The organism is Spirillospora sp. NPDC052242 (assembly GCF_040679555.1).
Classification (GTDB): Bacteria; Actinomycetota; Actinomycetes; order Streptosporangiales; family Streptosporangiaceae; genus Spirillospora.
This window is the reverse complement of the sequence record NZ_JBFAUZ010000012.1, coordinates 165,693-176,935: the sequence shown is the minus strand read 5'-3', so window position 1 is coordinate 176,935 and position 11,243 is coordinate 165,693. Positions and strand designations below refer to the sequence as shown.

General features: G+C 73.2%; 10 protein-coding genes and 2 tRNA genes. 6 read left to right on the top strand and 6 right to left on the bottom strand.

The window, feature by feature from the left end:
* Nucleotides 1–791: 791 nt before the first annotated feature.
* Both AB0L25_RS12865 and AB0L25_RS12860 read left to right on the top strand, forming a co-directional pair.
* Nucleotides 792–1,769, top strand: a complete 978-nt coding sequence (locus tag AB0L25_RS12865) for an ATP-binding cassette domain-containing protein (protein WP_500171482.1) — start codon at nt 792–794, stop codon at nt 1,767–1,769.
* Nucleotides 1,766–2,575 (top strand): ABC transporter permease, encoded by an 810-nt coding sequence (locus AB0L25_RS12860; protein WP_500171480.1) that lies wholly within the window; start codon nt 1,766–1,768, stop codon nt 2,573–2,575. The genes AB0L25_RS12865 and AB0L25_RS12860 overlap by 4 nt, the downstream gene beginning before the upstream one ends.
* Nucleotides 2,576–2,588: 13 nt before the next feature.
* Here AB0L25_RS12860 and AB0L25_RS12855 read toward each other — a convergent pair whose 3' ends face one another.
* Nucleotides 2,589–5,936 (bottom strand): ATP-binding protein, encoded by a 3,348-nt coding sequence (locus AB0L25_RS12855; RefSeq protein ID WP_500171478.1) that lies wholly within the window; start codon nt 5,934–5,936, stop codon nt 2,589–2,591.
* Nucleotides 5,937–6,000: 64 nt separating this feature from the next.
* Here AB0L25_RS12855 and AB0L25_RS12850 point away from each other — a divergent pair, with 64 nt between their 5' ends.
* Genes AB0L25_RS12850 through AB0L25_RS12840 form a run of 3 tightly spaced genes read left to right on the top strand, consistent with a single transcriptional unit; the run spans nt 6,001 to nt 8,022 of the window.
* Nucleotides 6,001–6,357, top strand: coding sequence for a VOC family protein (locus AB0L25_RS12850; RefSeq protein ID WP_500171476.1), 357 nt, complete (start codon nt 6,001–6,003; stop codon nt 6,355–6,357).
* Nucleotides 6,357–6,866, top strand: a complete 510-nt coding sequence (locus AB0L25_RS12845) for a DUF1360 domain-containing protein (RefSeq protein WP_500171474.1) — start codon at nt 6,357–6,359, stop codon at nt 6,864–6,866. The genes AB0L25_RS12850 and AB0L25_RS12845 overlap by 1 nt, the downstream gene beginning before the upstream one ends.
* 55 nt (nt 6,867–6,921) lie before the next feature.
* Nucleotides 6,922–8,022, top strand: coding sequence for a baeRF2 domain-containing protein (locus AB0L25_RS12840; protein ID WP_500171472.1), 1,101 nt, complete (start codon nt 6,922–6,924; stop codon nt 8,020–8,022).
* A 54-nt stretch (nt 8,023–8,076) separates the two neighbouring features.
* Here AB0L25_RS12840 and AB0L25_RS12835 read toward each other — a convergent pair.
* Both AB0L25_RS12835 and AB0L25_RS12830 read right to left on the bottom strand, forming a co-directional pair.
* Nucleotides 8,077–8,149 (bottom strand) — tRNA-Ala (locus AB0L25_RS12835).
* Nucleotides 8,150–8,237: 88 nt separating this feature from the next.
* Complete coding sequence (locus AB0L25_RS12830) at nt 8,238–8,798, bottom strand: hypothetical protein (protein WP_500171470.1); 561 nt, start codon at nt 8,796–8,798, stop codon at nt 8,238–8,240.
* A gap of 425 nt (nt 8,799–9,223) precedes the next feature.
* Here AB0L25_RS12830 and AB0L25_RS12825 point away from each other — a divergent pair, with 425 nt between their 5' ends.
* On the top strand, nt 9,224–9,832 hold the full coding sequence (locus AB0L25_RS12825) for a peptidoglycan-binding domain-containing protein (protein ID WP_500171469.1): 609 nt from the start codon (nt 9,224–9,226) through the stop codon (nt 9,830–9,832).
* Nucleotides 9,833–9,958: 126 nt separating this feature from the next.
* On the opposite strand, the gene AB0L25_RS12820 is transcribed toward AB0L25_RS12825, so the two are convergent.
* From AB0L25_RS12820 to rsfS, 3 genes are all read right to left on the bottom strand, one after another.
* Nucleotides 9,959–10,031, bottom strand: a tRNA-Ala gene (locus AB0L25_RS12820).
* 79 nt (nt 10,032–10,110) lie between these two features.
* Complete coding sequence (locus AB0L25_RS12815) at nt 10,111–10,767, bottom strand: histidine phosphatase family protein (RefSeq protein WP_500171467.1); 657 nt, start codon at nt 10,765–10,767, stop codon at nt 10,111–10,113.
* A complete protein-coding gene (gene rsfS / locus AB0L25_RS12810) occupies nt 10,760–11,173 on the bottom strand; it encodes a ribosome silencing factor (RefSeq protein ID WP_500171465.1) in 414 nt (137 codons plus the stop codon). Before rsfS ends, AB0L25_RS12815 begins: the two co-directional genes overlap by 8 nt.
* Between the last annotated feature and the right edge of the window lie 70 nt (nt 11,174–11,243).

Below are 11,243 nucleotides of genomic sequence, written 5' to 3'. Positions count from 1 at the left end.
CCAGCGTTCGTCCTGAGCCAGGATCAAACTCTCCATTAAGGTCTCACCGACCCTCCGGGGGCGAACCCGAAGAGCCAAACCTTGGAAACAATCCCGGCAATGCATCCATTGGATGCTTGCCTCAAAGAAATCCCCAGCCTCACAACCTCCCCGGAGGGAGGGTGCAGGGCCTCGGGGGTGATCCGACCTGCCGGCCGAATCGTTAAAGGCACTGGCTTTTAACACGCTGTTGAGTTCTCAAGAAACGGACACCCACCGCGCTCGGTCCCGCTTTCGCGGGCCTTGCTCCGGGGCAACCCTTCTATCTTACCTGGATCTTCGTCTCTGTCAACCGGCTCTTGCGAGTCGATCTTCGGAGTCGGCGCCCGCCCTCCGGGAACCCGCCGCCGACGGCGCGAACCGTCTTCGGAAGATCGTTCGGAGGAGTCCCTCGGGCCGGCCACCTCGCGGTGTCCTGCATCCCGTCCGGGCTTGCCATTCCAGAGTAGCTCGCTCCGAAGCGTGCTCCGAACCGTTTTTCGTCTGGGTGGCTTCCCCGGGGCCGTCCGCCTGTCGGCGTCCCGCATCCCCTTGGGGCAGGAAGAACATTAGGCAGCCCCGAAGCGATCGTCAAATCGAACCGTCCACCTCCACGGCGTCTGCCGGAAACCTCCTGGTCACGTGCGTGTACCGGCGTCCGCGTCAGCCGTGCGTCAGGACGGCGTCAGCACTGCGGCCCTCGTGTGAGTCCCGTGTCAGCGGGGTCGTGGACGGTGGTCGACGTCACAGCGAACGACGAGGAAGGCACGGGGATGGACGACGTGATACGCACCGAGGAGCTGCGCAAGCGGTTCGGGGAGACGCAGGCCCTGGACGGCGTGAGCATCGCGGTGCGGCGGGGCACGGTGCTCGGGGTGCTGGGGCCGAACGGGGCCGGCAAGACGACGGCGGTTCGGGTGCTCGCGACGCTGCTCAGGCCCGACTCGGGACGCGCCGAGGTGTGCGGCTACGACGTCGTGCGGGACGCGGTCCGGGTGCGGGCGAAGATCGGGCTGACGGGGCAGTACGCGTCGGTCGACGAGGAGCTGTCGGGGACGCAGAACCTCGTGATGATCGCGCGGCTGCTGGACTTCGGACGGGCGGAGGCCAAGGCCCGGGCGGCGGAGCTGCTGGCGCGGTTCCGGCTCACGGAGGCGGGGCCGCGCGCGGTCAAGACGTACTCGGGCGGGATGCGGCGGCGGCTCGACCTCGCGGCGAGCCTGATCAACCGGCCGGACGTCATCTACCTGGACGAGCCCACGACGGGCCTCGATCCGCGTGCGCGCAACGAGGTGTGGGACACCGTGCGCGCGGTGGTGGCGGACGGGGCGACGGTGCTGCTCACGACGCAGTACCTCGAGGAGGCGGACGCGCTCGCGGACCGGATCGTGGTGTTCGACCACGGCCGGGTGATCGCGGAGGGGACGTCGGGCGAGCTGAAGGGACGCGTGGGGCGGCAGACGCTCGCGGTGCGGGCGGCGGAGCCGTTCCGGGTGGAGCAGCTCACCGCGATCGTGGCCGAGGTGACCGGGGGACGTCCGGACGTGCAGGCGGCCACGGGGCTGGTGACGGCGCCGGTGAGCGACCCGGGGGCGGTGTCGGCGCTGGTGCGGCGGCTGGACGAGGTGTCGTTGACGCCGGCGGAGCTGGCGGTGCGGATGCCGAGCCTGGACGAGGTGTTCCTGACGCTGACGGGCCATGTCGCCGAGGCGCCGGCGGCGGGGCCGGTGCGGGAAGGGAGCCCGGCATGACCGCGATTCCGATGAACATGGCCGAGCCGCCCGCCCGCATCGGGCCGCGGCGGACGCTGCGGCACGGGCTGACGCTGGCGTGGCGGAACGTGTCGCAGCTCCGGTACTCGCCGGAGAAGCTGCTCGACACGACGCTGATGCCGATCGTGTTCCTGCTGCTGTTCCTGTACGTGTTCGGCGGTGCCGTGGCGGGCGACACGCAGTCGTACCTGCAGGTGCTGCTGCCGGGGCTGGTGGCCCAGATGGCGATGTTCTCGACGATGGGGCTGGGGGTGGCGCTGAACGAGGACATCCATCGCGGGGTGTTCGACCGGTTCCGCAGCCTGCCGATCGCGCGGAGCGCGCCGCTGATCGGGACGGTCCTCGGGGACACCGTCCGGTTCGTCGTCATGATGACGATCCTGGTGGGGTTCGGGTCGCTGCTGGGCTTCCGTTTTCACACCGATCCGCTGTCGGTGCTGGCCGCGATCGCGCTCGCGTACGCGTTCTACCTGGCGGTGTGCTGGGTGTCGGTGCTGGTGGGGCTGGTGGCGCCGAGCCCGGAGACGGTGCAGGGCATCGCGATGATCTGGGTCATGCCGCTGACGTTCGGAAGCAGCGTCCTCGTCGCGGACACCTCGACGATGCCGGGCTGGTTGCAGGCGTGGACGGACGTCAGCCCGGTGACGCACCTCGCGGACGCGATGCGGGCGCTCATGATCGGCGGGGAGGTGGGGAACCACGTCTGGATCACGCTGGCGTGGGCCGCCGGGATCGTCCTGGTGACGTTCCCGCTGGCCGTCCGCATGTACGCGCGGCGCGCGTGACCGGGTGACCGGATCAGCCGGACGGGTCGAGGCGCGCCGCGGCGCGTCCCGGCCCGTCCGCCGCGTCCGCCCCGCCCTCTGCGTCCGTCCCGCCCTCCGCGTCCGGACGGACGGGCGCCGCCAGGGCGGCCGCACGGGCGACGAACGCGGCGCGGTCGGCGGCGCGGCCGCGCCGGTGGGCGGCGTCGAACGCGGCGCCGCCGAGGGCCTTCGCGGCGGACTCGGTGACCCGCCGGTCGTCGTAGGAGCCGACGTCGCGGTAGCCGCGCAGGGCTTGGGCGGTGCCGAGGAGTTCGGCGGCCGCGGCGTGCTCGCCGCGGGCGTCCGCGAGGGAGGCGAGGCCCTCGGCGAGGACGGCGAGGGTGGGGTTGCCGGCGAAGACGTCGGCGTCGAGGCCGGCGACGGCGAGGGCGTGCCAGCGCGCGGCCGCGTCGAGGTCGCCGTCCTCCCCGGCGAGGCAGCCGAGCCGCATGTGGGCGCGGCGCGCGACGAGGGCGATGTCGGGACGGTAGCGGCGCTCGGCGGTCCACTCGTGGACGCGTTCGGCGAGCGCGCGGGCGCCGTCCCGGTCCCCCTCCCAGAGGCACAGTTCGCTCAGGGCGAGGGCGGCGGTGCCGGCGTCGGCGTAGTCGCCGCGCTCCCGCATGGTGTCCATGGCCTGCTGGAGGTCCTTGCGCGCGGCGGCGAGGTCCCCGGTCCGCATCCGGACCTCGCCGACGAGGACGAGCATCATGACGCCAGCGTCCACGCCGATGCCCGTCTCGCCGAGCCGCTGCGCCTCCTCGGCGAGGGCGAGGGCCGCCGCGAAGTCGCCGCGCGCGACGTGGACCTGGACCTGGCAGCCGAGCGCGCCGAGCAGGCCCCACCGGTCGCCGAGCTCGCGGAACCGGGCGCAGCCGACGGCGGCCTCGGCCTCCGCGGCGTCGATGTCGCCGACGTTGATCGCGATGTGGCCGAGCACGACGCGGGCTACCGCGTTCACCCACGGGTCCGGGTGGTCGTCGAGCCTCTTCAGGAGGCGGCGCGCCTCGTCGTTGTCCCCGGCGAAGATGGCGCGGACGGGACGGGCGAGGGCGAGCATCGGATGGCGCGGCTCCTCGGGGACGGCCCGGACGAAGCGTTCGATGGCGGCGCGCAGCGAGTCGATCGTCGGTCCGTGCCCGGAGGAGAACTCGGCGACGATCCCGGCGGACAGGACGGTGAGGGCGTACTCGTCGGCCAGGTCCGGCGGCGGCGCGTCCGCGGCGAGCTCGTGGACGGCGTCCGCGAAGGCGCCCGCCTCGATCTCCATGTCGTGCATGAACCAGAACCACATGAGGGAGCCGAACATGCGCAGCGCCGTCTCGACGTCCCCCGCGTCGACGGCGTGCCGGAGCGCGGCGGCCAGGTTGTCGCGCTCGGCGGACAGGTGCTCGGTCCAGCGGAGCTGGTCGGCGCGGCGCAGTTCCGGGTCGGCGCGCACGGCGAGGTCGAGGAAGTGGGCGGTGTACGCGGCGCGGACCCGCCGCGCCTCGCCGGCCTCCTCGAGCCGTTCGCCCGCGTAGACGCGGACGGTCTCCAGCAGCCGGTAGCGGACGTCCGCGCCGCCGTCCGCGAGGACGAGCGACTTGTCGATGAGCGCGGCGATCACGTCGAGGACGTCGTCGGGCGCGGGGGCGTCCGGGGCGTCGAGGCCGCAGACGCGGGCGGCGGCGTCCGGGGCGGCGCCGCCCGCGAACACCGACAGCCGGCGCAGGACGGTGCGTTCGACGTCGTCGAGCAGGTCCCAGCTCCAGTCGACGACGGCGCGCAGGGTGCGGTGCCGGGGCAGCGCGGCGCGGCTCCCGGCGGACAGCAGCCGGAACCGGTCGCCGAGCCGGGCCGCGACCTGGCCGGGGGTGAGGGCGCGCAGCCGGGCGGCGGCCAGTTCGATGGCGAGGGGGACGCCGTCGAGGGCGCGGCAGATCTCGACGACGTCGCCGACGGTGCCGGCGTCGACCGCGAAGCCGGGGCGGACGGCGGCGGCGCGGTCGGCGAACAGCCGGACGGACGCGTACCGCAGCGCCTCGGACGGGTCGGGCCCGCCGTCGGCGGCGGGCGGCGGCAGCGGGAGCGACGGGACCGGGCACAGCGACTCGCCGGTGATGCCGAGCGGCTCGCGGCTGGTCGCGAGGATCCGGACGCCGGGCGCCCGGGCGAGGAGGTCGTCGGCGAGGCGGGCGACGGCGTCGACGAGGTGCTCGCAGTTGTCGAGGACGAGGACGAGGCTCTTGGCGGCGAGGAACGCGGCGAGCCGTTCGCGGGGGTGCGCGGGCGGCCGGGCGTCGGGGTTCCACACCGGTTCGGCGGCGCCGAGCGCGGTGAGGACGGCCTGGGCGAGGTCGCCGGGGTCGCTGACCGGGGCGAGCGGGACGAACCAGACGCCGTCCGGGGTTCCGGCGACGTGCGCCGCGGCGATCTCCCCGGCGAGGCGGGTCTTGCCCGCGCCGCCGGGGCCGGTGAGGGTGACGAGCCGGTGCTCGCTCAGCAGCTCGCCGACGCGCCGCGACTCCTCCTCCCGGCCGACGAAGGTCGTGAGCTGCGCGGGCAGGTTCGTCCGGCGGCGGGCCGCGGCGGGGCGGTCGCCGGGAGGCGCGGGACCGGAGCCGTTCGCGGACGCGCCGGCGTCGTCGTCGCGCAGGACGGCCAGGTGGACGGCGGCGAGTTCGGGGGACGGGTCGGCGCCGAGCCGGTCGGCGAGGGCGCGGCGGGTCTCCTCGTAGGCGACGAGGGCGTCGGCGCGGCGCCCCGCCGCGCGCAGGGAGCGGACGTAGTGGGCGCGGAGCCGTTCGCGCAGCGGGTTCGCGGCGGCGACGGCGGCGAGCTCGGCGGGCGGCGGCGCGGGGCGGGCCGCGGCGCGGTCGGCGTCGAGCCGGTCCTCGACGGCGGCGAGCCGCAGCTCGTCCAGGCGCGCGATCGCCGGGCGCGCGAAGTCGTCGCCGGCGACGTCGGCGAGCGCGGGGCCGCGCCACAGCCCGAGGGCGCGGCCGAGTTCGTCGGCCCGCCGTGCCGGGTCGTCGGTCCGGCGGGCGGCGGCGACGGCGCGCTCGAACGCGACGGCGTCGACCTCGTCGGGGGCGACGCCGAGCCGGTATCCGGCGGGGCCGTGCTCGACGACGTCCCGGCCGGCCGCGCCGCGCAGCCGGGAGACGAGCGCCTGCAGGGCGTTGCCGCCGGGCGGGTCGCCGTCCCACAGGTCGTCCAGCAGGCGCGCCGCCGAGACGGGCCGGCCCGCGTCGAGCGCGAGCCGGACGAGCAGGGCGCGCAGTCTCCGGCCGCCGACCTCGACGGGCCGCCCGGCCGCGTCCCGCACGACGAGCGGGCCCAGGATGCCGATGCGCACGTGTCCCCTTTCCGGGGCCATTGTCCCCGATGTGTGGACGGCCCACGCCGGGTAATGGATCGGGATGGAACTCGTCATCGTCATGGACTGTGCCGATCCCGACTCTCTCGCGGACTTCTGGGCCGCGGCGCTCGGCTACGAGCGCCGCCCGCTGAACGAGCCCTACGTGACGCTGACCGACCCGCGGAGCCGGAACCCGACGATGCTGCTGCAGCGCGTCCCCGAGCCGAAGTCCGGCAAGAACCGGGTGCATCCGGATCTCCGGGTCGCCGACATGGACGCCGAGCTCGCGCGCGTCACGGGGCTGGGGGCGCGCGTCGTCCGCGGCCCGTTCGTGGACAACGGCTGGCTCACGACGGTGCTGACCGACCCGCAGGGCAACGAGTTCTGCCTGATCGTCCCCCCGGAGAAGGAGGAGTGATGAACGCCGTCGTCGACACCGCCCGCAGGGAGAAGGAGCGCTACGCGGGCGACGAGGACCGGCCGCTCGGCTCGTACCTGGGCACCATGGCCGTCTACGCCCTGACGGCCGGGGCGCTGGGCGTGCTGGCGAAGCGGTTCCGGGACCGGGTGCCCGCCATCGGCGCGGGCGACCTGGCGCTGATGGCGGTCACCACGCACAAGCTGTCCCGGCTGATCGCCAAGGACCCGGTGACGAGCCCGCTGCGCGCCCCGTTCACCCGCTACTCGGGGACGTCCGGTCCGGCGGAGGTCGCCGAGGAGGTGCGGGGGCACGGCGTCCGGCACGCCGTCGGGGAGCTGGTCACCTGCCCGTTCTGCACGGGCCAGTGGGTCGCGACGGCCTACGCGGCGGGGCTGGTGTTCGCACCCGAGACCACCCGGTTCGCGGGCGCGACCATGACGGCCGTCGCCGCGTCCGACTGGCTGCAGCTGGTGTACGCGCGGCTGCAGCAGTCCGCGGAGGGCTGACCCCGGACGCCCCATTCTTTACGTTTGCCCCATATGGATCGGGTACGGCGACCCTATGGAGCTGTCATTCCTCAAGACGCTGTACCAGCACCCCGGCCCCTATGCGTCGGTGTACGCCGACCTCACCCGCACCACCGAGGACGCCGCCAAGGCCGTCGAGCTGCGGTGGCGGGCGCTGCGCACCGACCTGGAGGACCAGGGCACCCCCGCCGCCACCCTCCGCGCCATCGAGGCGACCATCGAGGACGAGATCGCACGGCGCCGCTCCGAGGGGCTGGTGATCTTCGCGGCGGACGGCGAGGTCGTGTACGCCGAGCGGCTCCCCGGTCCGCCCCGCACGCCCCACGCCCGGCTGGCCCCGCTCCCCCACGTCCTGCCCTACCTGGCCGAACGCGGCGAGCGGTTCCCCCACATGGTCGCCGTCGTGGACCGCCGGGGCGGCGAGATCGACTGCGTGACCGCCGACGGACGGCACGAGCACATCGAGGTCGACGGCGACGAGGAGTACCCGATCCGCAAGACGAAGGCGGGCGACTGGAACCAGTCCCGGTTCCAGCGCTCGTCCGAGAACGTCTGGAAGCTCAACGCGAAGAAGGTCGCGCACGAGATCGACCGCGCCGCCGACCGCTGCGGCGCGCAGGCGGTGGTGATCGCCGGCGACACCCGCGCCCGGTCGGCCGTCCTGGAGGAGGTCTCCGAGAGCGTCCTGGAGCACGTCGTCGAGCTCGATCGCAACACCGACGTCCACGATCCGGAGCTGGAGGCGGAGCTGAACCGGATCCTGAAGCTGAAGACGGCCGAGCGCGTCATGACGGTCGCCGAACGCTTCGACCGGGAGCTCGCCAACGGCCAGCGCGCGGTGGCCGGCATCCCCGCGATCGTCGAGGCCGTCCGCAACGGCCAGGTCGAGACCCTGCTGCTGGACGAGGACGACCCCGGCTCCCGGGAGAGCCTGTGGTTCGGGCCCGACCCGGTCCAGCTCGCGTCGTCCCCCGAGGAGCTGCGCACCGAGTTCGGCGTGACGGACGTCCACGAGGACCGGGCGGACGCCGCGCTCGTCCGCGCCGTCGCGGCGACCGACGGCGAACTGGTGGTGCTCCCCTCGAACGGCGGCGAACACCACGAGATCGGCGCCGTCCTCCGCTTCACGGCCTGAACACGGAAGAGGCGCCGGGCTCGCGAGCCCGGCGCCTCTTCTGAAACCAACCTGTGGAGCTATGGGGATTCGAACCCCAGACCTCCTCCATGCCATGGAGGCGCGCTACCAACTGCGCCATAGCCCCTCGGTGCAGTGAAGAGCTTAGTGCACGTTGGACACCGCTCGGAACGCGGGCCGCGGGGGGCACGGATCCCCACGGCCCGCGCGACGGGTCAGCGGATGGGCGCTGTGGCTTCGTCCTTGGCGGCCCCGTCCTTGGCGGCCTCGTTCTTGGCGGCCCCGTCCTTGGCGGCGCCGTCCGCGGCGCTGTTGCTGTAGGAGTGCCACTGGCCCTGCTGGAGCGTCGGGATCCAGACGGTGAGGCCCTCCGGCCAGTCCATGGGCAGCCCGAGGAGCTTGTCCTGGTGCTCGGCCACGTCGTGGTCGCGAGTGTTCTGCTCGGTGGGCCGTCCGGCGGCCGGCGGCGTGTAGTCGCGGGGCATCTGCAGCCCCTGGGGCCGGCCGGGCTCCTCCTCGCCCGACGACTTGTCGGTGTCGAGCGTGCACAGCGTCTTGGCGAGATCCGGCTGCTTGGGCAGCAGCTTGATCTGCTTCAGGAACTCCAGCCCCTGCTCGCAGTCCTTGTCCTTGTCCACCGGCACCGCGACCGGGGCCGGGTCCGGGTCCATCGCCGCCGGCACCGCGACCTGCGCCACCGCGGGCGCCGCGACCGCCACGACCGAGGCGGCCACGACGGCGGGCAGGGTCGCTCTTCCGGTGATACGAGCTCTCATTGGGGCTACCCCTCATCTCGATCGGCATCGCCACCGACGACTGTTCCCGCATGATCAAGACCGCCAAGCGCGCCCAGGGCAAAGGCGTCCGTCCTCGTGATCAACGTTTTGCGTGCGCATTTACCGCGACGCCCCGCCCGCCTTCGACGCCGCCCCCCACCATGCGTGACCTGTACGGCACCCCGGCCCTCCCTGTCCGGGCGGCAAGTCCCCGACATGCCGCACGCATACGCGATCTCCATGAAAGATCGCGATCATAATCCCCGGAACGCCCATTTTCGGCAAAAACAGATGATCTATGTAAACCCGGGCCCGTTCTAATCCGTCGGACTCGCTTTCGATTTTACGCAACACGGCCGAACCATTCGTCGGACGCCCCCATCACATCCGAATGTCAGGATCCAACCGATGAACGGGGGGTTCACATGAAGATTCTGCTTCGCACGATGTTCGTGCTCGCGGCCGCCGCGCTGACGGCGGTCGCCGGCGTCGGCGCGGCGTCCGCCGACGGCCCGGACACCGACCCGCGGGTCGTGAAGGCCATCGAGCTCCAGCCGTGGGTGGAGCTCGACGTGGGGGACGAGGGCTACCGCGTCGCGTTCGTCCGCTGCGCGCTCACGCAGCTCGGGTACTACAACAACTGCAACCCGGCCGCCTCCAACGGCGACGTGTACCTCCGGGACATGGTCGACGACGTCAAGCGGTACCAGCGGGCCCGCTTCATCGACGTCGACCCGGAGGGCACCGTCACCGGCGAGACCATGAGCGAGCTCCGCCGCGACATCGGCGAGGTGCTCCCGGGCGACGGCCCGAACAACGGGAAGGCGCACATCGTCAAGGGCGTCCAGGCCGCGATGAAGGCCCTGCAGGACCGGAACCTCAAGGTCGACGGCTGGTACGGCACGGCCACCGAGCGCGCCGTCCGCGCGTTCCAGCAACGCAAGCAGATCGACGTCGACGGCATCTTCGGCCCGCAGACGTTCCGCGCCGCGATGGCCCAGGGCGCCGAGCAGCGGACCACCCCGGGCCTCTAGAGGATCGACCAACCCCGCACCGGTAGGACGGCCGGCCGCTCCGTGCACCATTACGGAGCGGCCGCCGATGGCACATGAAAGAGGCTCCGGGTCCAAGGACCCGGAGCCTCTTCCACAAAGAACGCGTGGAGCTATGGGGATTCGAACCCCAGACCTCCTCCATGCCATGGAGGCGCGCTACCAACTGCGCCATAGCCCCGCGCCGCTGCGTGGACGTTCATCCCGCAGGGCTTCGCCAGTGTATCGGACTTCAGTGACCGGACACGAATCGTTTCGCCTCAGGCCCCGTTGTCCGTGCGATCGTCGCCGAGGACGGGTTCGGGGAGGGTGCCGGCGTTGTGTTCGGCGAGGCGCCAGCCGCCGTCGCGCATCTCGGTGAGGACGGACCAGCAGCAGTTCGACAGGCCGCCGAGGCGCTCCCAGACGCTCTCGGGGAGGCCGAGGAGGTACGACATGCCGAGCCTGAGCGCGGCGCCGTGGGACGCGACGACGAGCGTCCCGGTGGGGGGCAGGTCGTCGAGGGCGCGGTCGAGGGCGGCGCCGACGCGCTTGGCGACCTGGGCGCTGGTCTCGCCGCCGGGCGGCTGCCAGGCGGCGTGCGCGGCGGGGTAGCGTTCGCGGATCTCGCGGCCGGTGAGGCCCTCCCACTCGCCGCCGTCGCGCTCGATCAGATCGCGGTCGTAGCGGACGGGGAGGCCGGTGACGTCGGCGAGGCAGGCCGCGGTGACGGACGCGCGCTGCAGCGGGGACGCCAGCAGTTCGGTCGGCTGCAGCCCGGCGAGGAGGCGGGCGGCGCGGCGGGCCTGCCGAAGGCCGGTCCCGTCCAGGGGGATGTCGGTCTTGCCCTGGAAGCGGTTCTCGACGTTCCAGGCCGTCTGGCCGTGCCGCCACAGGACGAGCCGGCGCCGGCCGGGCTCGCGGCGCGCGTCACTCACCGATGCTCCCGACGGTCCGGGCGCGCTGCGCCTGGTGCGCGGTGACGGACTCGGGCAGCTCGATCACCGGGCAGTCCTTCCAGAGCCGTTCGAGCGCGTAGAAGACGCGGTCTTCCTCGTGCTGGATGTGCACGATGACGTCGGCGTAGTCGAGGAGCACCCAGCGGCCCTCGCGCTCGCCCTCGCGGCGGACGGGCTTGGCGTCGGCCTCCTCGCGGAGCCGTCGTTCGACCTCGTCCACGATGGCGCGGACCTGGCGGTCGTTGGGGGCGGAGCAGAGCACGAACGCGTCGGTGATGACGAGCTGCTCGCTCACGTCGTAGGCCAGGATGTCGTCGGCCAGCTTGTCTCCCGCCGCCTCCGCGGCGATCCGGACCAGCGTTGCGGCCCTTTCGGATGCGGTCACGATGCGCTCGCGATCCTCCCTGTAGGGGTCGTCTCGGCTCCACCATCTCACGGGCGGGGGCCGGCGGCCC